Here is a 21488-nt window from a genome sequence, read left to right as displayed (position 1 = left end):
TTAAAGATCTTATTGGTTAAAGGTATTACACGTAGAAGGGTTAGCGCTTAGCAAGCCTTTTCTGAACCATTCTAGACGTTGTGCCGATGTACCATGAGTGAAGCTATCCGGTACCACATAACCTTGGCTGCGTTTTTGTAAACGATCATCGCCCACAGCTTCTGCTGCATTAAACGCTTTCTCTTCATCGCCACGTTCAAATAAACCACTCTTCACCGCTTGGCTTGCCCAAACACCGGCGAAACAGTCAGCTTGAAGTTCTAATTGAACAGAAAGTTGATTTGCTGTTTTACGATCGCTGCTTTGTTGTGCGCGATTCACTTGCGGCAGAATGCCAAGCATATTTTGTACGTGGTGACCGACTTCGTGTGCAATTACATAAGCAAAGGCAGAATCACCTGCTGCACCCAGTTTATTTTTCATTTCATTATAGAAGGATAAATCAAGATAAACTTTGCGATCGCTTGGGCAGTAGAATGGGCCCATTGCAGATTGACCAGTACCACAAGCCGTTGGCGTTACACCATTGTAAAGCACCATGGTTGGCTCGCTATAGGTTTTGCCCATTTGTCTAAAATATTGTCCCCAAACGGTTTCGGTATCCGCTAATACAACTTTAGAAAGACTCGCAAGCTGCTGTTCTTCTTGGGTTTCTAATCGTTGAGAGCTCTGACCTGAGAAATCAGGAGTGCCAACTAAGCTTGAAAGATCGACGCCATAATAAGCACCAACTAATAAGATAATAATACCGAAAACACCAGTCCCTCTTCCGCCACCGAAGTTACCGCCACCAGAGCCACGTCTATCTTCAATATTTGAGCTTTCTTTACGACCTTGCCAACGCATAATTTGTCCTTGCTGAGTGAGTAAATTCAAAATCGGTGTATTTTATCAAAGTGCGGCTAATTTTAGATCTGTTTTCTTGAAATATTTACATAGCTTTACACTCTGATTTATAGACTTCTTAAGGGAATTTCAGTATCGTAATAATCCCTTAAACAAACATACAAAAGGAACATTAAAATGGGTTTATTTGATTTCGTCAGTGATATTGGTAAGAAAATTTTCGCTAAGGAAGAAGAAGCATCGCAAGCAGTGACTGAACACATTGCAGAAGACAATCCTGGTGTGGACAATTTGTCTGTTACTGTTGAAAATGGTGTCGCAAATATCCAAGGTGTGGCATCAACCGCAGCAGCATTAGAAAAAGCAGTATTAATGGCGGGTAACATTCAAGGTATCCACTCAGTAACAAGTGATGCAAGCATCAATAACGGTGAAGCCTTAGGCAGTGATGAAACATTCTATGTAATCCAAAAAGGTGATACCTTGTGGAAAATCGCTGAGAAAGCTTACGGAAATGGCGCGAAATATACCGCTATCGTTGAAGCGAACAAAGAAGTGATTAAAGACGCGGATAAGATTTTCCCTGGTCAAAAAATTCGTTTACCGAAAGGTTTATAATTTAATAAAAGTGCGATTATTTTTGGTCGTACTTTTTTTGAATAAAGTTTGTTGATAAATTATACAGGCTTGGTTGGTTTTTTCGTGATTTTTCCGGTTTCTATCGACTGTTTGATTTTCTTTCGCTATAATTTGACGGTTTTTTATTTTTACAAACAATAACGTGTTCGGTGTGGTTTTTACCGAGTGCAACATTAATTGAGGTTACAAATGTCATTAAATATTGAAACAACTCAAGGTTTAGAGCGTCGTGTGGCGATCACCGTTCCAGCTGAAGCTGTAGAAAAAGCAACTCGTGAAGAATTCAAACGTGCAGCAAAAAATGTACGTGTTGATGGTTTCCGTAAAGGTCATGTGCCAGCTCACATCATTGAACAACGTTTTGGCGCATCAATCCGTCAAGATGTATTAAACGATTTATTACCACGTCATTTCTTTGATGCAGTAATCGCTGAGAAAATCAACATCGCAGGTCGTCCAACTTTCGCTATCGAGACGTTCGAACCTGGTAAAGATTTATCATTCACTGCAACTTTCGAAGTGTACCCAGAAGTTGAATTAAAAGGCTTAGAAAACATCAAAGTTGAGAAACCAACTGTTGAAATCACTGAAGCTGATATCGATAAAATGATCGATGTATTACGTAAACAACAAGCGACTTGGGTTGAAAGCAAAGCGGCAGCTAAAGCAGATTCACGTGTAACCATTGACTTCGTTGGTTCAGTAGATGGCGAAGAATTCGAAGGCGGTAAAGCAACTGATTTCGTTCTATTCATGGGTCAAGGCCGCATGATTCCTGGTTTTGAAGAGGGCATCGTAGGTCACAAAGCAGGCGAACAATTCGATATCAATGTGACTTTCCCAGCGGAATACCATTCTGAAAACTTAAAAGGTAAAGATGCAAAATTTGCGATCACCTTGAAAAAAGTAGAAGAAATGGAATTACCTGAATTAACAGATGAGTTCGTCTCCAAATTTGGTCCAAACACCAAAACTGTGGCAGATTTACGTGCAGAAATCCGTAAAAATATGGAACGTGAATTGAAAAACGCATTAGTTTCTCGTGTTAAACAACAAGTTATCAACGGTTTAATCGAACAAAACCCAATTGATGTTCCAGCTTCTGCAGTAGAAGAAGAAATCAATGTATTACGTAACCAAGCAGCACAACGTTTCGGTGGCAATGCACAACAAGCTGCACAATTACCACGTGAATTATTTGAAGCTGATGCAAAACGTCGTGTTCAAGTCGGTTTATTATTCTCTGAAGTGATCAAATCAAACGAATTGAAAGCGGATGAAGAACGTGCGAAAGCAATGATCGCGGATATCGCTTCTGCTTACGAACAACCCGCTGAAGTAGTTGAATATTACAGCAAAAATGAAGAGTTAATGAACAACATTCGCAATGTAGTATTAGAAGAACAAGCCGTTGATGCCGTTCTTGCTAAAGCTCAAGTGACTGAAAAAGCGTCTTCATTTGATGAGATCATGAATCCACAAGCATAATAATTGATAGAACGTGAATTAAATTCACAGGTATATCATCGAAAAGTGCGGTCGTTTTTTTAAATGAAAAGCGACCGCATTTTGTTTTTACTGATTTTCGGGTAGAATATTGCCCAATTTTTTAGCACATATTTAGGGGCAAAAATGAGTGTAATTCCTATGGTTGTCGAACAAACCTCTCGTGGTGAACGTTCGTATGATATTTATTCCCGCCTATTAAAAGAGCGCGTAATCTTCTTAAGTGGTGAAGTAGAAGATCGCATGGCGAATTTAATTGTGGCACAGCTACTTTTCTTAGAATCAGAAGATCCAAAAAAAGATGTCAGTATTTATATTAACTCACCGGGTGGTTCAGTGACTGCTGGCATGGCAATCTACGATACCATGCAATTTATTAAACCGGATGTACGAACTCTTTGTATTGGCCAAGCTTGTTCAATGGGGGCTTTTTTACTTGCAGGTGGGACAGCTGGAAAACGCGCTGCATTACCCAATGCGCGAGTAATGATTCACCAACCATTAGGAGGATTCCGTGGGCAAGCATCTGATATTCAGATTCACGCACAAGAGATTCTTAAAATTAAGCATACTTTAAACGAGCGTCTTGCTTTCCATACCGGTCAAAACATCGAGCGTATCGAAAAAGACACTGATCGTGACAACTTTATGTCAGCAGAAGAAGCAAAAGCATATGGCTTAGTGGACGATGTGTTGAGTAAACGTTAAGGATTTAACATGACAACAAATGATAACGATCTTCACTGTTCTTTCTGTGGAAGAGAAAAAAGTGAAGTAGGTAAATTAATTGCAGGTACAGAGGGTTATATCTGTAACGAATGTATCGAGCTTTGCCACAGTATGTTGGAAGACAGTGGAGAAATTGACACACCTAGCGAACTGGCCGTTGAAGAAAAATTACCGACACCGCACGAAATTCGTGCGCACTTAGATGATTATGTGATTGGGCAAGATTATGCGAAAAAAGTCTTGTCAGTGGCGGTTTACAATCACTATAAACGCTTACGCACGAACCACCAAAGCAATGATGTGGAATTAGGTAAAAGTAACATCTTGTTAATCGGTCCAACAGGTAGCGGTAAAACCTTATTAGCACAAACCTTGGCGCGTCGTTTGAATGTGCCTTTTGCTATGGCCGATGCGACGACGTTAACTGAAGCCGGTTATGTTGGCGAAGACGTGGAAAATGTTCTGCAAAAATTATTGCAAAACTGCGATTACGATACGGAAAAAGCAGAGCAGGGCATTATCTATATTGATGAAATTGATAAAATCAGCCGTAAATCAGAAGGTGCGTCTATTACTCGCGATGTGTCTGGTGAAGGTGTGCAACAAGCCTTATTGAAATTAATTGAAGGCACTATCGCATCTGTACCGCCACAAGGTGGACGTAAACACCCTCAACAAGAAATGTTGAAAGTGGATACCTCAAAAATCCTCTTTATTTGTGGTGGGGCATTTGCTGGCTTAGATAAAATTATCGGTAAGCGTACACAAACTGATACCGGAATTGGTTTTGATGCGAAAGTAGAGAAGGAAGAAGAGAAAGAAAATCTTTCTGAATTATTCCGTCAAGTTGAGCCCGATGATTTAATGAAATTCGGCTTGATTCCAGAATTTATTGGTCGTCTTCCAATGATTGCGCCATTAAGCGAATTAGATGAAGAAGCGTTAATCCAGATCCTTACTCAACCGAAAAATGCACTGACCAAACAATATCAAGCATTATTTGGCTTAGAAGATGTGGAACTTGAATTCACGCCAGAAGCATTAAAAGCGATGGCGAAAAAAGCCCTTGAACGTAAAACTGGTGCGCGTGGTTTACGATCAATCGTTGAGGCTGTATTGTTAGATACGATGTATGATTTACCTTCAATCGAAAACTTGCAAAAAGTGATTGTGGATGAAGAAACCATCGTTGATAACAAACCACCAAAGCTCGAATATAAAAACTAATAGAAAGTGCGGTTGTTTTTTCTGACATTTTTCATAGGCAATCTCGAAAGAAAATGCTACAATCGCACGTTCTGAAATTAATCTAAAAATTATTTATCCCTTATTTTATACGGATTCACTTATGGCAACTGAAATTGTTGAGAAAAAGAAACACGACCAAGAACAAGTCGTAGAAGGAAAATCAAAAGGCTTAAATACGCTTCTTTGGATTCTTTCTGTGGCATTTTTTACTGCTGCAGCGATTGGTAACGTTTATTTTAAAGACGCCTTCTCTTTACCTGTACGTGTAGTTGGCGTAGTTGTCGCTTTATTAATTGCCTTTGGTTTAGCTGCAATTACTAATCAAGGTACAAAAGCTCGTACATTCTTTAGCGAAGCAAAAGTTGAAGGTCGTAAAGTGGTATGGCCAACTCGTGCAGAAACACGTCAAACAACTTTAATCGTAATTGGGGTAACCGTGCTTACCTCTTTATTCTTCTGGGCAATTGATTCAATTATCATTGCATTGATTAACTTCTTAACTGATTTGAGATTCTAAAATGAGCGAAACTGAAAACATATCCAAAAAACGTTGGTATGTATTGCAAGCATTCTCAGGCTTTGAGAGTCGTGTTGCAATCACATTGCGTGAATATATCAAACAACAACAAATGGAAGATCAGTTTGGTGAAGTATTAGTGCCGACTGAAGAAGTCGTTGAAAACGTAGCAGGTAAACGTCGTAAAAGCGAACGTAAATTCTTCCCTGGCTATGTATTAGTTGAAATGGCAATGAATGATGATACATGGCACTTAGTGAAAAGCGTACCACGTGTGATGGGCTTTATCGGAGGTACACCAGATAAGCCAGCGCCAATTTCTAAACGTGAAGCAGATTTAATTTTAAATCGTTTAGAGCAAAGTGCTGAAAAACCACGTCATCGTAAAGAATATCAACCAGGTGAAGAAGTACGTGTGACAGAAGGTCCATTTGCTGACTTTAATGGTACGGTTGAAGAAGTGGATTACGAAAAAGGTCGCTTAAAAGTGTCTGTATCTATCTTCGGTCGTGCAACACCAGTTGAGCTTGAATTTGGTCAAGTGGAAAAAACACGTTAATTTCCCTTTTCCAAAATAAGAAATTTAATGGCCGCACTTAAAAAATAAAGTGCGGTTGTTTTTCGAGTAGTTTTTCTGCTTGAAATTTCGAGGCTGATTAATTAAAATACAGCCTTTCATTAACAGGGGAGCCGATTTCGGCGTTATCACCCATTTAGAGGAAACTAAAAAATGGCAAAAAAAGTCCAAGCATACGTTAAGTTGCAAGTTGCAGCTGGTATGGCAAACCCATCACCACCAGTTGGTCCAGCATTAGGTCAACAAGGTGTGAACATCATGGAATTCTGTAAAGCATTCAACGCTCGTACTGAGAGCTTAGAAAAAGGTTTACCAATTCCAGTTGTTATCACTGTATATGCAGACCGTTCATTCACTTTCATTACTAAAACTCCACCAGCAGCAGTATTATTGAAAAAAGCTGCAGGTATCAAATCTGGTTCAGGTAAACCGAACAAAGATAAAGTGGGTAAAGTAACTTTAGATCAAGTTCGTCAAATCGCTGAAACTAAAGCAGCAGATATGACTGGCGCGACTATTGAAACTAAAATGAAATCAATTGCTGGTACTGCTCGCTCAATGGGCTTAGTGGTGGAGGAATAATACGATGGCTAAATTGACTAAAAAAATGAAAGCAATCAAAGCTGGCGTAGATTCTACTAAAGCATACGAAATCAACGAAGCAATCGCGTTATTAAAACAATTCGCAACGGCTAAATTCGTTGAAAGTGTTGACGTTGCAGTAAACTTAGGTATCGATCCTCGTAAATCAGACCAAAACGTTCGTGGTGCAACAGTATTACCACACGGTACTGGTCGTGAAGTACGCGTAGCTGTGTTCACCCAAGGTGCTAACGCAGATGCAGCTAAAGAAGCTGGTGCTGATTTAGTCGGTATGGAAGATTTAGCAGAGCAAATCAAAAAAGGCGAAATGAACTTTGACGTTGTTATCGCTTCTCCTGATGCAATGCGTGTTGTTGGTCAATTAGGTCAAGTATTAGGCCCACGTGGTTTAATGCCAAACCCTAAAGTTGGTACCGTAACACCAAACGTTGCTGAAGCAGTTAAAAATGCTAAATCTGGTCAGATCCGTTATCGTAATGATAAAAACGGTATCATCCACACAACAATTGGTAAAGCAAACTTCTCTGAAGTTCAATTAAAAGAAAACCTTCAAGCATTATTGGCTGCTTTAAACAAAGCAAAACCAACTACTGCAAAAGGTATCTTTATCAAGAAAGTAAGCATCTCTACAACTATGGGTGCTGGTGTGGCTGTTGATCAAGCTTCACTATAATTAAGCGTTAAAACTTAATTCAAATTAACCGCACTTTGGGTAACTGAAGTGCGGTTATTTTTTTGTGTTCTTTTCAATAAAGTGAAATATTAAGAATATAAAAAGAGCGGTCAAATTTACAAAACAATGGAATTTGACCGCTCTTTGAGGAGAGATTACTTCGCTAAAGCGAAAATTGCTTCAATAGCTTCTTTGGTGTAAATCTTATCCATTTTCGCCTTAATCGCAGTTTGAACCGCATTTCCAACAATTTCAGATAAGGTTTTATCATCAATGCTGAGTTGTTCAAGACGAGTTGGTGTGCCGATTTTATCAAACCAAGCTTTTAAGGCTTGAATACCATCTTCAGCCTTATCTAAGCCAAATATTTCTTTAGCAAAGCGTTTGAATTGAGCAGGCCTTTGAGGTTGATACCATTGCATCCACGCAGGCATAATCACGGAAAGGCCAGCGCCATGTGGCACATCTGAAATCGCACTCATGGAATGTTCAATCATATGATTTGGGAAACCGTAAGGTGAGATACCTAAATGCGTTAAACCATTCAACGCAAGTGTAGCAGCCCAGGCAAATTCACCACGAGCATTGAGATCTTGTGGATCATTGAGCAAGATTTCAGTCGTACGAATAACAGTTTTAATATTGCTTTCTACTAAGAAATCAATAATTTCAGGACGATATTCAGCTGTGAAATAGGCTTCAATAGAATGAGCAATAATATCTGCGGCAGAATACACTAAATAATCACGACTGACGGTCGCTTGCAATTTCGGGTTAATGACAGATACTTTTGGGAATAAATGATTGCTGTGAATTGAATATTTTTGCTGTGTTTCTTCATTGGTAATGACGGCTCCCCAGTTCATTTCACTGCCTGTTGCCGCAAGGGTGATTACATCAAAAATCATCAACGCTTTTTGCACCGGTGTACCTTTAAAAAAGTCCCAAGTATCACCCTCATAGCACGCACCAGCCGCGATCGCTTTCGCACTATCAAGGCAAGAGCCACCACCGATACTCAACACGCTATCTGCACCAAAGGCTTTTGCCATTGCAACGGCTCCACGGACTTTGTTGATTGTCGGGTTACTTTTTACCCCGCCACATTCAATGTATTCAATGCCATGCTCACGCAAACTTTTCGCCACATCTTCAAATAAACCGGATTGTTTGACACGCTCACTACCATAGATAATTAAAGCCTTTTTTGCACCGTATTCGTGCATATATTTACCCATCTCTTTTTCTTTATCGAGGCCAAATTCAATACGAGTAGGGTTTTGAAAACTAAATGGATACATATTTATCTCCTTATTATCTGTTAAGTGCGGTCAGTTTTTGCGTTGTTTTTATTCCAAAAAGTAATGTGGAATGAAGTGGCTATCATTGCCGGTAACTGGGGTAAAATCTTCTCTCAATCCGATGCCACAAGCCACATCACCCACTACCCAAGAACCAATCATAGGGTACATACCATCAAAATTCGGTAGTTCAAATTTTTGTTGATAGATGTAGCCTGCCTGATCATAAAAGGATGAATGTTCGCTGCCTTTGGCGGCAAATTCTAGACCATTACGTTTTTCATAGTAAGAAACATTGGCACCCTCACGACCTAACGTCGGTTTTTTCACCCATATTGATTGACGATCGGTAATATCATGTTTACTAAAGTAAGCGGGTAGTAATAAAGGGTGGTTTGGATGTTTTTGCCACAATTTCGCTAATAGCACTTTATTACTTAATAGTAATTTCCACGCTGGTTCAATAAAGGTGGTGGATGAATTAAGCATGTGTGGTGCATATTCTGTCGTAGTCATCCATTCAAGCGGATAGAGCTTAAATAAACAATCAATAGGTTGATTATTCAGATCGAGGAATTGCTGACTGTCTTTATCGTAACCCACATCTTCAATAGCAAGCTGATGAATATGCCAACCTGCGTTGTAAGCCACATCAGCTAGGTAATCGATATTGCCCCAATCTTCACGACCCGCTTCTTGCATAGCACTAAAATGGAAATCGTTTAGCCCTGTTTGCTGTTGAATAAACTGAAAGCGATTGAGCAATTCTTCGTGAATCCAATTAAATTGGTCACGATGCGCTAAGCCTTCAATTTGCTCTAACCATTGCCATTGCACCACGGCAGCTTCAAGCAGGGAAGTCGGGGTGTCGGCATTGTATTCAAACATTTTGAGGTTTTCACCGTCATAACCAAAATCAAAACGACCATATAAGTGCGGTACGTTTTTAGCCCATGTTTGTTCGATGAGATTTTTCTGTAAATCGGTGAAGCGATAATGGGTATAATCACCTTGTTTCACTTCATCGGCAACAAAGTCCATACACATTGCATGTAATTCGTTGGTGGCATCTTCAATGCGATCGATTTCAGCTAAGGTAAATTCATACGCCACATTATCCGACCAATAATGGGAGCCATCAGAAGAAGGCAGATTGTAGTAATCAAAGCCCACATCTAATAATTGTTGCACCATATTGGGGCGAGTAGGAAAACCTGTGATTCGTTTCATATTTAACCGCCTGAGCTACGGCTACTACTTGAATTTGAGCTTTTAAAGCCACCGCGTGAAACCGGTTTGCTGTAAGTGCTACCTGCATTGCCTTTAACTAATACAGGCTTACCGACAGAACGATTAGTTTGCGGTTGGATAACTTGACCTGTTGGTGTTGAAACGGCACGGTTACTTGGATTGTAGCTTGGACCTAAAAATGAGCCCATCGTACGCGCGATCATATAACCCATTGCGGCGCCTGCAATCGCACTGCCCATACTACCGTGTCCTTCTCCTGTTGCAGAACTCGTGTGGCTTGTTCCCTCAGAAGCGCTTGAGTTACCAGCATGAGTTGCGCCATCTGGATTTAAGGTTTGTTTGACGGTTTGATTGTCTTCTGACCATTCGCTATTATTGCTTGGACGTGTATTTAAATTGCCCGAGAGAGAGGAGCCAGATCCAGCATGTGCAGTTGTGCTGCTATTATTTTCACTAGATTGGTCAGCTTCGCATAATTCAATTTTTTGCCAATCGGCTAAACAATCCCCAAGGCTGTTATAAACATCACGTTGAACTTGCTCTTCTGAGCAGCCACCCAATAAAGCCACAATAGAAAGACTGACGAGAACTTGATTTTTCTTTTTCATCATAGGGTTAAAGTGTTAATAATTCAGTTAAATGATTGATTTCTAATGTAGGCAAAACACTTGCTTCAGTAAATGAATTGAGATTTTTGCCCGATAAATTAATCCATACAGCTTGGCAGCCAGCTTGAATAGCGCCTTGAACATCTGTGGTTAAATTATCACCAATATGTAAAATTTCACTCGGTTTTACGCCAAAATAATCGGCGGTTTGGTGGAACAAATCTTGATGAGGTTTCGCCCTGCCTTGCTCTCCACCACGTAAACTCAGCTGAAAGTGCTCAAGCCCAATACGTGTTGCAATCACATTACCGTTAGTAATCACGCTAAGCGGATAGCGATCTTTCAGTTGATTCAGCACTTCAATACTTTCTGTGGGTACATCAATTTTGTGTCGCCATTCAATAAATTCTTCCATAGCGATGGCCAAAGTGCGGTCAATTTCAACCGCACTTTTACCATGATGCGTCAGTAAGTTGCGTAACGTTTCGACACGCCAGGCAATCACATCTTCAGCAATCAAGGGATCTTTCTTCGCCAGTTGCCATTTCCATTCTCGCCAATATTCTGAGGTAAGTTCACTCAGTTGCGCGTATTCTTGCACACATTGAAGAAAGCGTTCTTCGGCTAAACGAATGACATCACTATTATCGTAAAGGGTGTCATCAAGATCAAAACTCATGATCTTGAAAGACTGAAGACCGCGGTAAAATCGCATAGTTAATCCTATTTAATGGTATTGACACCAAGCCATGCGGTCGCACGTTCATTGGTGATTTCTTCGTGTGTCCACATGCTCATTAAGTCAGGTTGAGGATGTTTGTTAGTGTTATAGCCGATCAAATGAGCAAAATCAAATACGGCATGTGGATAGCCGTTAATGAGCAATAAGGCTAAATAACCGCTTTCATCCCAGCAGATTTCTAATTTACGTGCTTCGTGGTGATTGCGTGTGTTATCGACGTTATAAACATGTAAGCAATCGACAACAGGATGCGCATTTTGACGCATATCTAACGCATAAAAATAGCCGGTTTCACCGTCATCTTCAAACATAACCGCCAGGTGATCATGTACAGTCGAGTGTGTGCCGACTTGTTTTGGTTGACCGAGAAAAAGTTGATCTTCGAGGGTTAAGTGTAACATTTTCTTTCCTTTAAATATTAGATAGAAAAACACCGCACTTTTATATAAAGTGCGGTGCTATTTTACATTAAATTAAGCAAAAATTATGCTTGACCTTTAACCGCTTTTAAACCTAAGAATGGTGCTTTGTCACCTAATGCTTCTTCGATACGGATTAATTGGTTGTATTTAGCAATACGGTCAGAACGGCTCATAGAACCAGTTTTGATTTGACCTGCTGCTGTACCAACTGCTAAATCAGCGATAGTCGCATCTTCAGTTTCACCTGAGCGGTGAGAGATAACCGCTGTGTAACCTGCATCTTTAGCCATTTTGATTGCTGCTAAAGTTTCAGTTAAAGAACCGATTTGGTTGAATTTGATTAAGATAGAGTTTGCGATACCTTTTTCGATACCTTCTTTTAAGATTTTGGTGTTAGTGACGAATAAGTCGTCGCCCACTAATTGAACGCGGTCGCCTAACACTTTAGTTTGGTATGCAAAACCTTCCCAGTCAGATTCGTCTTGACCGTCTTCAATAGACACAATTGGGTATTGTTTGGTTAATTCTTCAAGATAATGTGTGAACTCTTGAGAAGTGAATGAACGGCCTTCGCCTTTCATTTCGTATTTGCCCGTTTCTTTGTTGTAGAACTCAGAAGATGCACAGTCCATTGCTAAAGTGACGTCTTTACCTAATACGTAACCTGCTTTTTCTACAGCTTCTTTGATACATGCTAAAGCGTCTGCGTTAGATGCTAAGTTTGGTGCGAAACCACCTTCGTCACCTACAGCAGTGCTCATGCCTTTAGATTTTAATACTTTCGCAAGGTTGTGGAATACTTCAGCACCGATACGAAGTGCTTCACGTAAGGTTTTCGCACCCACTGGTTGAATCATGAATTCTTGGATATCCACGTTGTTGTCTGCATGTTCACCACCGTTGATGATATTCATCATTGGTAATGGCATAGAGTAAACGCCTGGCGTGCCGTTAAGTTCTGCAATGTAAGCGTAAAGTGGTAAACCTTTAGACGCTGCAGCGGCTTTTGCGTTTGCTAAAGATACTGCTAAGATTGCGTTTGCACCAAAGTTAGATTTGTTTTCGGTTCCGTCTAAATCGATCATGATTTGGTCGATTTCAGCTTGGTTAGACGCATCTTTACCAAGAATTGCTTCAGCAATTGGGCCATTTACTGCTGCTACAGCTTTTAATACGCCTTTACCTAAGAAACGAGATTTGTCACCATCACGTAATTCTAATGCTTCGCGAGAACCAGTTGATGCACCAGATGGAGCTGCAGCTAAACCAACAAAACCACCTTCAAGATGAACTTCAGCTTCAACAGTTGGATTACCGCGTGAGTCAATGATTTCGCGACCAATCACTTTAACGATTTTTGCCATTTTTATTTTCCTCAATTAAGTTAATTAAAACGGGTTAGGCGAGCCTAAAACAGGCGATATGATAAAGCTATTTTGATATTTTGTCTTGTAAAAAATGCGTATGCTTTGATCTTTATCTATTTTTACAAAATAAAAGAGCGGTGAAAAAATTCGTCGTTTCTGATCTGACCCCAAAAAGTTAGACTGTTATTTAAAGGATTGTTTTCGATATTGTACCGGACTCAGTCCTTTTAATTTTAGTTGAATCCGTCGGTGATTATAGTAATCCAAATAATCCCTGACGGCATCAACTATCTCCTCTCTACTGTTAAATTCCCGACCATAAAAACATTCTGTTTTTAATCGTCCAAAGAAACTTTCCATTGCGGCGTTGTCCAAGCAATTCCCTTTTCTCGACATACTTTGAATGATGCCATGTTCAGCCAAGATTCGACGATAAGCCACCATTTGATATTGCCATCCCTGGTCTGAATGTAAAATGACACCACAAGCTTTATTTAATCCTTTGACGGCTTGCATTAACATGTCCTCTACTTGCGCCCAGTTTGGGGAATAGCTGAGATTATATGAAACTATCTCATTGTTAAATAAGTCTAAAATTGGGGATAAATAGACTTTGCTCCCATCTTTCGCCTTAAACTCGGTGATATCGGTCACCCATTTTTGGTTCGGGGCCGTTGCACTAAAATCGCGTTCAAGATGATTCGGTGCAATCACCCCTATCGTGCCTCGATAGGTCGTAAATTTCTTGCTTTTTCTTGACCGCACTTGAAGCCCAAGTGTCTGCATTAAACGTTGAACTTTTTTATGATTCACGCCTGGCAAGCAGGCATGAACACGTCGGTAGCCATAATCAGGATGGTTGGCTTTGATGCGTTTAATGGTCTTTTTCAACAACTCATCCTTATCCAGTTTAATCTGAAGTTTAGCAAAAAACGTACTACGCGCTAATTGTGCAAAGCCTAAAAGCCATTTTAACGGATAGCGTGTTCTTAACCTTTGGATAATTTCCGTTGCTCGGCTTCGTCCTGAAGTCTGAGCCTTCTCAACTCCTTTAGGTAGGCTACCTCCGCTTCAAGCTGTAAAATTCTCAGGCGTAAACGGTCTTCTTCAGTTTTGGGTGGCGGTGGCATTTTTGCATATTTGGGTTTCATCGGCGGTCGTCCTGATGGTTTACGGGGAATAAGTCCTTTTATGCCACTTTTTTCAAATCGTTTCAACCATGTCCCGACTAGGGAGTTGGAAGGAATATTGTAAAAACGCGCAGTTTCTCTAATACTCATTTTCCCATTCAAAATAGGTTGAAGAACCTGTAATTTAAATTCGATTGTGTAGTGTTTACCCATAAAAAAATCTGCACCTCAATTGTTGGTTTGTTGAGTCCAACTTTTGGGGTGCAGATCATTCTCACCGCTCTTTTTACTCTAATTTAATCCATTACTTCACAGATTGTTTGTGATTTTCATAGGCTGCTTTTACAAAGCCTGCAAACAACGGATGACCATCACGAGGCGTAGAAGTAAATTCTGGATGGAATTGGCAAGCGACAAACCAAGGATGATTTGGCACTTCGATAATTTCTACCAATTTTTTATCTGCAGATAAGCCCGTTACTTTCAACCCTGCTTTTTCAATTTGTGGAAGCAAGGTATTGTTCACTTCATAGCGATGACGATGACGCTCTTCAATGGTTTCTTTGCCATAAAGCTCACGAGCGCAGCTGCCTGACACCAAATGACATTGTTGTGCGCCTAAACGCATTGTTCCGCCAAGATCAGATTCATCAGTACGTACTTCAGTATTACCATCCGCATCTTGCCATTCCGTGATTAATGCAATCACAGGTTGTTCACAATCTTTATCAAATTCAGACGAATTTGCTTTCGTTAAACCCGCTACATTACGTGCATATTCAATCAACGCAATCTGCATACCTAAACAAATACCTAAGTAAGGAATATTGTTTTCACGTGCATATTGGGCAGTACGAATTTTACCTTCTACACCACGATAGCCAAAGCCGCCCGGTACTAAAATACCATCGACACCTTTTAATACATCAGTGCCTTTGGTTTCAACATCTTGGGAATCAATATATTTAATGTTAACGCTTAAACGATTCGTTAAACCAGCATGCTTCAACGCTTCATTTACAGATTTATAGGCATCTGGTAACTCAGTATATTTACCCACCATTCCAATGGTCACTTCCCCCACTGGATTAGCTTGTTTATAAAGCACTTGTTCCCACTCTGAAAGATCAGCTTCAGGACAGTCTAAGTGAAAACGTTTACAAACAAAATCATCTAACCCTTGCGATTTTAATAAAGCAGGGATTTGATAGATGGAGTTCACATCTTTTAACGAAATTACCGCACGTTCTGGTACGTTACAGAATAAGGCGATTTTGGCACGCTCATTTGGTGGGATCATGCGATCTGAACGGCAAATCAACACGTCCGGTTGAATACCAATTGAAAGTAATTCTTTTACAGAATGTTGAGTTGGTTTAGTTTTCACTTCGCCCGCAGTCGGGATGTATGGCACTAATGTTAAGTGCATAAAGAGAGTATTCTCACGACCTACTTGTACGGCAAGTTGACGAAGTGCTTCTAAGAATGGAAGCGATTCAATATCACCCACTGTTCCGCCTACTTCCACAATTACCACATCATGGCCTTGTGCGCCAGCAATCACGCGATCTTTAATTTCATTGGTGATGTGTGGAATCACTTGAATTGTCGCACCTAAATAATCACCACGACGCTCTTTGCGTAATACTTCAGAATAAATTTTACCTGTGGTGAAGTTATTACGTTTTGTCATTTTGGTACGAATAAAACGCTCGTAGTGACCTAAGTCTAAATCGGTTTCCGCCCCGTCTTGTGTCACGAACACTTCACCGTGTTGGGTTGGGCTCATTGTACCCGGGTCCACGTTGATGTAAGGGTCTAATTTCATAATAGTCACGTTTAAGCCACGTGCTTCTAAAATTGCTGCCAATGATGCTGCAGCAATACCTTTACCTAACGATGAAACCACACCGCCTGTGACGAAAATATAATTTGTAGCCATAGTGAGAGACCTAAATATGTTGGGATAAAAATGATTATAGCCAATCATCTTTTATGCAAATTTGTGCAGAATGCTGAAAAGTGCGGTCAAAAATAAAAGATGATTAGCTATCAAGACGGGAGGATAGTCTACCTTATTTGTTGAATTAACTCAACGATTGAATAATCGATCAGGGTTAATTTTCATAGATGAATTATTTAAATGCCAATCTATAGATTTCTAAAATATCCTCTGCTGTACAATTACGTGGATTGCCTCCAGTACAAACATCTTTAAGTGCATCTTGAGAAAGAGAAACGAGATCTTTCTCTTGAACACCTATCGTGTGTAATTTCTCTGGAATTCCGACATCTTTAGACAGCTGTCTTACAGCATTAATTGCCGCTTTGCGATATTCATCTTGGCTCATGTCATCTACGCCTTTTACACCCATTGCTCGGGCGATTTCACGGAATTTTTCACCCGTTTCAGGCGCATTGAATTCCATAACATAAGGCAATAAAACAGCATTGGCGATACCATGCGGGGTGTCATAATAGGCAGAAAGCGGGTGCGCCATGCTGTGTACGATACCTAAGCCTACGTTCGAAAATCCCATGCCGGCAACATATTGACCAAGCGCCATACCTTCACGTCCTTCTTTGGTGTTTTCTACCGCACCACGTAAATGTTTGGCAATTAAACGAATCGCTTCCAAATGCAAAGCATCGGTAAGTGCCCAAGCTGCTTTGGTGGTGTAACCTTCAATAGCATGGGTTAGTGCATCCATGCCAGTGGCAGCGGTCAAACCTTTAGGCATGCTGGACATCATGTCAGGATCGACTACAGCGACTACTGGTATGTCGTGTACATCTACGCAAACAAATTTGCGTTTATTCGCTTCATCGGTAATCACATAGTTGATAGTGACTTCAGCGGCAGTGCCTGCTGTAGTCGGAACAGCAATAATGGGTACACATTTGTTCTTGGTCGGCGCAACACCTTCAAGAGATAGAACATCTTCAAATTCAGGGTTATTGATAATAATGCCGATAGCTTTTGACGTGTCTGTAGGAGAACCTCCTCCGATGGCAATTAGGTAATCGGCATCACTTTGTTTGAATTTTGCCACACCTTTTTTGATGACATCGACGCTTGGGTTGGCTTTCACTTCGTCAAAAATCTCGTAAGCAAGCCCCGCCTTATCCAAAAGTGCGGTGACTTTTTCTACTACATTAAATTTAATCAAATCTTTGTCTGTGATCACTAAAGCTTTTTTAAAGCTACGACTTATGACCTCATCTACAATATGTTGAATGGCGCCAGCACCGTGATAGCTGGTTTCATTAAGAATCATTCGATTAGCCATAAAATATACTCCTTTACTTAAAATGATAAAAATACTTAAAAAAACGACCGCACTTTTAAGTAAGTGCGGTCATGTTTTACATTATTTTAGAACTTTCCAACTTCTGAAGCCGTAAATTGCGATAATGACGAAGCAGATTAACGGTAGGATAAATGAGAAGTTGACAGCCGGTAATCCCATTACTTGACCTTGGTCGATGATCATACCTTGCAATGGAGGCATTAATGCACCGCCCACAATAGCCATCACTAAACCGGCGGCACCTAAGGTAGATTCTTCTTTTAAGCCGTAGAGTGCAATGCCGTAAATGGTTGGGAACATGAGTGACATAAAGCCTGAAGTTAAAATTAAACAGTACAAGCCCCACACACCATCAATGAAAATCACACCGAGGATGCTGAAGAAACCGCCGATAGCGAACAACATGAGCATGAATTCAGCTTTAAGATATTTCATTAAGCTTGTGCTGATGAAACGGCTGGTAATAAAAATCCCCATAGCGATGATGTTGAAGTTTTGCCCTTCCGCTTTGGTGAAGCCTAAACGTTCGGCATATTGTACGATGAAAGTCCAGCACATAATTTGTACGCCAACGTAGAATACTTGAGCAATCACACCTTCGCGATATTTCGGCTTCTTAATTAAGCGAGCTACGGCCTCTTTAAAAGAAAGGCGGGTATCACTCTCCTCTACCTTCACTGAAGGCATTTTATATAAGGCGATGATGACTAACACTGCAACAACGACAAAACCAAGTGCAACGTAAGGGTCACGGATTTCGGCTAAGTCGTGGGTGCGAATGCCCATTTTTTCTGTTTCGGATAAAGTATGGTAAATCAAGTTTCCAGTAGCATCCCGTTTATCGGATTCCAAATTGGTTAAGACTAATTGAGATGCGACGAACATCCCGGTAATAGAGCCGAGCGGGTTAAAGGATTGGGCAAAGTTTAAGCGACGGGTAGCCGTTTGCGGATCACCCATGGCTAAAATGTAAGGATTTGCTGTTGTTTCAAGAAATGCCAAGCCAAAAGTCAAAATATAAAGAGAAATTAAGAAGAAATTGAACACTTCATATTTAGCAGCTGGCCAGAATAAGAATGCACCGACCGCATAGAGCGCTAAACCTAGAAGGATACCTGCTTTATAACTATAGCGACTGGCAAATAATGCAGCCGGAATTGCCATGGTTCCATAACCACCATAAAAAGCAAATTGTACTAAAGCTGCTTCAGATGCCGGAATTTCCATGACTGTTTGGAATACGGCAACCATAGGATTTGTAATATCATTCGCAAAGCCCCACAATGCAAATAAGCTTGTAATAAGAATGAAGGGCACAAGATATTTTTTTTCTAAAACTTTAGCGCTCATAATCTTTTCCTTGTTTAAATAAGTGATGAATCTATTTGCGGACTATTCTTCAATGCGCAGCCCATAAGTGTGGAATTTTCCTAAAACCACGTTCATTTGTTCTTTGCTTAATAATGGAATTTCTAAGCCCGTTGATAACAATTTCAAATACCAAGATGCTAATACTTCGACTTCTTGTGCTAACCATAAGGCTTTGTCTAGGTTTTCACCACAAGCGATCAAACCGTGATGAGAAAGTAAAATCGCTTTGCTTTCTTTAATGCCTTCGCCTACATAGGACGCTAATTCGTGAGTACCGAACGTTGCATAAGGCACACAAGGGATATGATCGGTGCCACCAACCGCGACCATGTAATGAATGGCCGGAATCGGTTTTTCCAAAATAGAAAGCCCTGCGCAGTTTATAGAATGGTTATGCACCACCGCATTGGCTTCAGGACGTGCTTGATAGACGGCTAAATGGAATTGCCATTCACTAGACGGCAGTTTGTTTTCTTCGTGTTTACCTTTGCCGTCTACATACACAATGTTTTCCGGTTTCATTAAATGATATGGCATTCCTGTCGGGGTGATCAGCATGCCGTCTTTGTAACGTACACTGACATTTCCCGCTGTACCTTGGTTTAACCCTAGTCGAGTCATTTCAAGGCAAGTATCAATAATTTTTTGTGAAAGTTCTTGTCTGTTCATTTTTTAGTACCTCTAAGCTGTTATAGAACGGGGGTAACCCCTTTTTTGATGATAATGTTGCCGTATTTAGCTGTTTCGCCACTGATTACGACGGCATAAGCTTGTTTGGCACGTTCGTAAAAGGCAAAGCGTTCAATACGCTCTAAATTAGGTGTAAAACCAATCGCATTTTTAATCGCCGCTAGATAATTTTCTTCTACTTGTGGATCGAGAGTATCACCAGGCACCACTTGCATCATAATTAACGGCGCATCGACATAAGCATCAAACTCAAATAATGGTGCAATGCCTTTGAGTAATGTAGATACGGTGATGCCATCTGCACGAATTACGTTTGAATGTAATGAGTGTGCGGGAAAATGGGCATCGGACAGTACAATTTCATCGCCATGTCCCATTTCGGCAAGAATTTTGAGTAACTCAGGGGAGATTGCCGGGTGGATACCTTTTAACATATTGATTTCTCCTATTTATTCTTTTCAAGTTTTATTGCCTCTTAGAAAGAGGAGGGATTAATTCTTTCTAGCTGGATTAACACGCGTTCTATTTAGTTGCATTGCTTTCTGTGCTTGTTCCGGAGTTTCGTATATCCCAACGCCTGCAAAGGTAAACATTGCAGCGCCGAGCACAGTGCTTTCTGCGACATCCACGACATCAATCGGTAAACCTAAAACATCAGCACGGATTTGGTTCCAAAGTGGATTTTTCGAGCCGCCACCGACGCAAAGCAAGCTTTCCGCTTTGAAGTGGCTGACTTGTTGTAATACGTCCAAGCCCTGCTTGAGTTGGTTTGCCATGTAATAAAGTGCGGCACGGTAGATTTCACCACGAGTGGAGAACATGGAAAGTCCACTGATATTGCCTTGTCCGAGTTGGCTAAATACACCCTGAAAATTGACCGCACTTTGCGAGCCTTTTTCACCGGCAGCGATACCTTCGGCGATCATGGTCGGGTAATATTGGTCGGTGCCATATACATCGGCGAACAACAATTTACCGAGCCATTCCATAATGCCTGAGCCGACCCATTGTACGGCGGGGTTAAAACAATTCGGTTGTGCGTCAAATTCGGTGGTTAAGCCTTGCGGCACAAAATCGAATTGCGGTTTGGCGTGTTCTGTACGGGCCATTAAGATTTCCCACGTGCCTGAACTGAGTACCGGTTGATTCAATCCCGCACCGGAGCCAAATACGGCAAATTGGGTGTCGTGACCACAGGATATAACTGGAATACGATTTAAACCCCAATGGTCGGCAAGCGCACTAGTTAACTCCCCCACTTTTTCACCTGCGTTATGCAATGGTGGAAAGTGTTTTTGGCTTAAACCAAGCAGTTTTAAGATATCCTCGTCCCAATTGCCTGTTGCGAGATTGGTTATCATGGATGTGCCTGCCATAGTGCGGTCGGTGGTAAATTTGCCAGTTAATCGCTGGGTTAGCATGGAGGAAATGAACACGAATTTATCCATTTTTTGGAAAATATCCGGTTTATTTTCTTTCAACCAAAGTAGTTTAAATAAAGTGTTGAAACTGTATTGACCAATGCCGTTGCGTTGATAAAGGGCTTTTATGTCTAGCAACTGAGGGAGGTTTTCCATCACTGGCACTGTGCGCGGGCATTTCCACGAAATAATCGGGTAAAGTTGTTGTCCGTTTTTATCAAATGGTGCGCCATCCACACCAAAAGTCGTGACGGAAATGCCTACGATTTCTTTTAAATCAACCTGTTGTTGCTTTAATTGAGCGATCGTATTATCCGCACACATGGTGAGTTTTTGCCAAATTTCTTCAAAATCCCAAATATGATAATCGGGTGATTCGCTACCCTGTTGGGTATTATTAGCAAGGTGATGGGATGCCATGATTTTGCCTTTATCATTCATGGCAATGGTGCGTAAATTAGTCGCACCGCAATCAAAAATCAGTACGATAGACATAAAAGCTCTCCTAAGTGCGGTTTAAAATTCATTTGTTTTTC

Annotated in this window: 23 protein-coding genes; 8 read left to right on the top strand and 15 right to left on the bottom strand. The window is 40.7% G+C overall.

Features of this window, described 5'->3' with window-relative positions; all coding sequences use genetic code 11:
* Positions 1–9: 9 nt before the first annotated feature.
* Positions 10–846: a KPN_02809 family neutral zinc metallopeptidase gene (locus tag EL215_RS01545; protein ID WP_126469753.1), complete on the bottom strand. Its 837-nt coding sequence runs from the start codon at positions 844–846 to the stop codon at positions 10–12.
* Positions 847–1023: 177 nt separating this feature from the next.
* Here EL215_RS01545 and lysM point away from each other — a divergent pair, with 177 nt between their 5' ends.
* The 8 genes from lysM (at position 1024) to rplA (ending at position 7338) form a co-directional block, all read left to right on the top strand.
* The gene (gene lysM, locus EL215_RS01540; protein ID WP_126469751.1) at positions 1024–1464 is read left to right on the top strand and encodes a peptidoglycan-binding protein LysM; all 441 of its coding nucleotides are present in this window, start codon (positions 1024–1026) and stop codon (positions 1462–1464) included.
* A gap of 210 nt (positions 1465–1674) precedes the next feature.
* A complete protein-coding gene (gene tig, locus EL215_RS01535) occupies positions 1675–2973 on the top strand; it encodes a trigger factor (protein ID WP_126469749.1) in 1299 nt (432 codons plus the stop codon).
* 144 nt (positions 2974–3117) lie between these two features.
* Positions 3118–3699, top strand: a complete 582-nt coding sequence (gene clpP, locus EL215_RS01530) for an ATP-dependent Clp endopeptidase proteolytic subunit ClpP (RefSeq protein WP_049357886.1) — start codon at positions 3118–3120, stop codon at positions 3697–3699.
* 9 nt (positions 3700–3708) lie between these two features.
* Positions 3709–4947, top strand: coding sequence for an ATP-dependent protease ATP-binding subunit ClpX (gene clpX, locus EL215_RS01525; protein ID WP_126469747.1), 1239 nt, complete (start codon positions 3709–3711; stop codon positions 4945–4947).
* A 121-nt stretch (positions 4948–5068) separates the two neighbouring features.
* Positions 5069–5485 (top strand): preprotein translocase subunit SecE, encoded by a 417-nt coding sequence (gene secE / locus EL215_RS01520; protein ID WP_049357890.1) that lies wholly within the window; start codon positions 5069–5071, stop codon positions 5483–5485.
* A 1-nt stretch (position 5486) separates the two neighbouring features.
* Entirely contained in the window at positions 5487–6044 is a 558-nt protein-coding gene (gene nusG / locus EL215_RS01515) for a transcription termination/antitermination protein NusG (RefSeq protein ID WP_049367260.1), read from the top strand.
* A gap of 171 nt (positions 6045–6215) precedes the next feature.
* On the top strand, positions 6216–6644 hold the full coding sequence (rplK, locus tag EL215_RS01510) for a 50S ribosomal protein L11 (protein WP_014064251.1): 429 nt from the start codon (positions 6216–6218) through the stop codon (positions 6642–6644).
* Between the two features lie 4 nt (positions 6645–6648).
* Positions 6649–7338, top strand: coding sequence for a 50S ribosomal protein L1 (rplA, locus tag EL215_RS01505; protein ID WP_005695230.1), 690 nt, complete (start codon positions 6649–6651; stop codon positions 7336–7338).
* A 155-nt stretch (positions 7339–7493) separates the two neighbouring features.
* Here rplA and EL215_RS01500 read toward each other — a convergent pair whose 3' ends face one another.
* The 14 genes from EL215_RS01500 to fucK form a co-directional block, all read right to left on the bottom strand.
* Positions 7494–8639: an iron-containing alcohol dehydrogenase gene (locus EL215_RS01500; RefSeq protein ID WP_126469745.1), complete on the bottom strand. Its 1146-nt coding sequence runs from the start codon at positions 8637–8639 to the stop codon at positions 7494–7496.
* A 48-nt stretch (positions 8640–8687) separates the two neighbouring features.
* On the bottom strand, positions 8688–9869 hold the full coding sequence (locus EL215_RS01495; protein WP_126469743.1) for a glutathionylspermidine synthase family protein: 1182 nt from the start codon (positions 9867–9869) through the stop codon (positions 8688–8690).
* A 2-nt stretch (positions 9870–9871) separates the two neighbouring features.
* A complete protein-coding gene (locus EL215_RS01490; RefSeq protein ID WP_049357897.1) occupies positions 9872–10498 on the bottom strand; it encodes a hypothetical protein in 627 nt (208 codons plus the stop codon).
* Positions 10499–10505: 7 nt separating this feature from the next.
* Positions 10506–11213, bottom strand: coding sequence for an HAD-IA family hydrolase (locus EL215_RS01485; protein ID WP_126469741.1), 708 nt, complete (start codon positions 11211–11213; stop codon positions 10506–10508).
* Between the two features lie 8 nt (positions 11214–11221).
* Positions 11222–11641 (bottom strand): DUF2251 domain-containing protein, encoded by a 420-nt coding sequence (locus tag EL215_RS01480; protein ID WP_049357900.1) that lies wholly within the window; start codon positions 11639–11641, stop codon positions 11222–11224.
* A gap of 83 nt (positions 11642–11724) precedes the next feature.
* Complete coding sequence (gene eno / locus EL215_RS01475; protein ID WP_126469739.1) at positions 11725–13026, bottom strand: phosphopyruvate hydratase; 1302 nt, start codon at positions 13024–13026, stop codon at positions 11725–11727.
* A 186-nt stretch (positions 13027–13212) separates the two neighbouring features.
* Positions 13213–14031, bottom strand: a complete 819-nt coding sequence (locus EL215_RS01470; protein WP_232013322.1) for an IS3 family transposase — start codon at positions 14029–14031, stop codon at positions 13213–13215.
* A complete protein-coding gene (locus EL215_RS01465) occupies positions 14019–14372 on the bottom strand; it encodes a helix-turn-helix domain-containing protein (protein ID WP_126469735.1) in 354 nt (117 codons plus the stop codon). Before EL215_RS01465 ends, EL215_RS01470 begins: the two co-directional genes overlap by 13 nt.
* A 91-nt stretch (positions 14373–14463) precedes the next feature.
* Positions 14464–16101, bottom strand: coding sequence for a glutamine hydrolyzing CTP synthase (gene pyrG / locus EL215_RS01460; RefSeq protein ID WP_126469732.1), 1638 nt, complete (start codon positions 16099–16101; stop codon positions 14464–14466).
* A gap of 193 nt (positions 16102–16294) precedes the next feature.
* Positions 16295–17449 (bottom strand): lactaldehyde reductase, encoded by a 1155-nt coding sequence (gene fucO, locus EL215_RS01455; RefSeq protein WP_126469730.1) that lies wholly within the window; start codon positions 17447–17449, stop codon positions 16295–16297.
* Between the two features lie 81 nt (positions 17450–17530).
* Entirely contained in the window at positions 17531–18820 is a 1290-nt protein-coding gene (gene fucP / locus EL215_RS01450) for an L-fucose:H+ symporter permease (protein ID WP_126469728.1), read from the bottom strand.
* Positions 18821–18862: 42 nt separating this feature from the next.
* Entirely contained in the window at positions 18863–19510 is a 648-nt protein-coding gene (gene fucA / locus EL215_RS01445; protein WP_049357912.1) for an L-fuculose-phosphate aldolase, read from the bottom strand.
* Positions 19511–19530: 20 nt separating this feature from the next.
* On the bottom strand, positions 19531–19965 hold the full coding sequence (gene fucU, locus EL215_RS01440) for an L-fucose mutarotase (protein WP_049357914.1): 435 nt from the start codon (positions 19963–19965) through the stop codon (positions 19531–19533).
* A 57-nt stretch (positions 19966–20022) separates the two neighbouring features.
* Entirely contained in the window at positions 20023–21447 is a 1425-nt protein-coding gene (gene fucK / locus EL215_RS01435) for an L-fuculokinase (RefSeq protein ID WP_126469726.1), read from the bottom strand.
* Positions 21448–21488: the final 41 nt, after the last annotated feature.

The organism is Haemophilus parainfluenzae, from assembly GCF_900638025.1.
GTDB lineage: Bacteria > Pseudomonadota > Gammaproteobacteria > Enterobacterales > Pasteurellaceae > Haemophilus_D > Haemophilus_D parainfluenzae_J.
Note: the sequence above shows the minus strand (reverse complement) of the source record. Positions and strands in the feature narration are given on the sequence as shown.

Bases quoted from the DNA above. Each gene is read 5' to 3' on its own strand.
- clpX (WP_126469747.1), top strand. From the start codon at position 3,709: ATGACAACAAATGATAACGATCTTCACTGTTCTTTCTGTGGAAGAGAA.
- fucP (WP_126469728.1), bottom strand. From the start codon at position 18,820: ATGAGCGCTAAAGTTTTAGAAAAAAAATATCTTGTGCCCTTCATTCTT.
- EL215_RS01545 (WP_126469753.1), bottom strand. From the start codon at position 846: ATGCGTTGGCAAGGTCGTAAAGAAAGCTCAAATATTGAAGATAGACGT.
- rplK (WP_014064251.1), top strand. From the start codon at position 6,216: ATGGCAAAAAAAGTCCAAGCATACGTTAAGTTGCAAGTTGCAGCTGGT.
- tig (WP_126469749.1), top strand. From the start codon at position 1,675: ATGTCATTAAATATTGAAACAACTCAAGGTTTAGAGCGTCGTGTGGCG.
- eno (WP_126469739.1), bottom strand. From the start codon at position 13,026: ATGGCAAAAATCGTTAAAGTGATTGGTCGCGAAATCATTGACTCACGC.
- fucO (WP_126469730.1), bottom strand. From the start codon at position 17,449: ATGGCTAATCGAATGATTCTTAATGAAACCAGCTATCACGGTGCTGGC.
- fucA (WP_049357912.1), bottom strand. From the start codon at position 19,510: ATGAACAGACAAGAACTTTCACAAAAAATTATTGATACTTGCCTTGAA.
- nusG (WP_049367260.1), top strand. From the start codon at position 5,487: ATGAGCGAAACTGAAAACATATCCAAAAAACGTTGGTATGTATTGCAA.
- rplA (WP_005695230.1), top strand. From the start codon at position 6,649: ATGGCTAAATTGACTAAAAAAATGAAAGCAATCAAAGCTGGCGTAGAT.
- clpP (WP_049357886.1), top strand. From the start codon at position 3,118: ATGAGTGTAATTCCTATGGTTGTCGAACAAACCTCTCGTGGTGAACGT.
- EL215_RS01485 (WP_126469741.1), bottom strand. From the start codon at position 11,213: ATGCGATTTTACCGCGGTCTTCAGTCTTTCAAGATCATGAGTTTTGAT.
- fucK (WP_126469726.1), bottom strand. From the start codon at position 21,447: ATGTCTATCGTACTGATTTTTGATTGCGGTGCGACTAATTTACGCACC.
- EL215_RS01495 (WP_126469743.1), bottom strand. From the start codon at position 9,869: ATGAAACGAATCACAGGTTTTCCTACTCGCCCCAATATGGTGCAACAA.
- lysM (WP_126469751.1), top strand. From the start codon at position 1,024: ATGGGTTTATTTGATTTCGTCAGTGATATTGGTAAGAAAATTTTCGCT.
- EL215_RS01500 (WP_126469745.1), bottom strand. From the start codon at position 8,639: ATGTATCCATTTAGTTTTCAAAACCCTACTCGTATTGAATTTGGCCTC.
- EL215_RS01490 (WP_049357897.1), bottom strand. From the start codon at position 10,498: ATGAAAAAGAAAAATCAAGTTCTCGTCAGTCTTTCTATTGTGGCTTTA.
- pyrG (WP_126469732.1), bottom strand. From the start codon at position 16,101: ATGGCTACAAATTATATTTTCGTCACAGGCGGTGTGGTTTCATCGTTA.
- secE (WP_049357890.1), top strand. From the start codon at position 5,069: ATGGCAACTGAAATTGTTGAGAAAAAGAAACACGACCAAGAACAAGTC.
- EL215_RS01480 (WP_049357900.1), bottom strand. From the start codon at position 11,641: ATGTTACACTTAACCCTCGAAGATCAACTTTTTCTCGGTCAACCAAAA.
- fucU (WP_049357914.1), bottom strand. From the start codon at position 19,965: ATGTTAAAAGGTATCCACCCGGCAATCTCCCCTGAGTTACTCAAAATT.
- EL215_RS01465 (WP_126469735.1), bottom strand. From the start codon at position 14,372: ATGGGTAAACACTACACAATCGAATTTAAATTACAGGTTCTTCAACCT.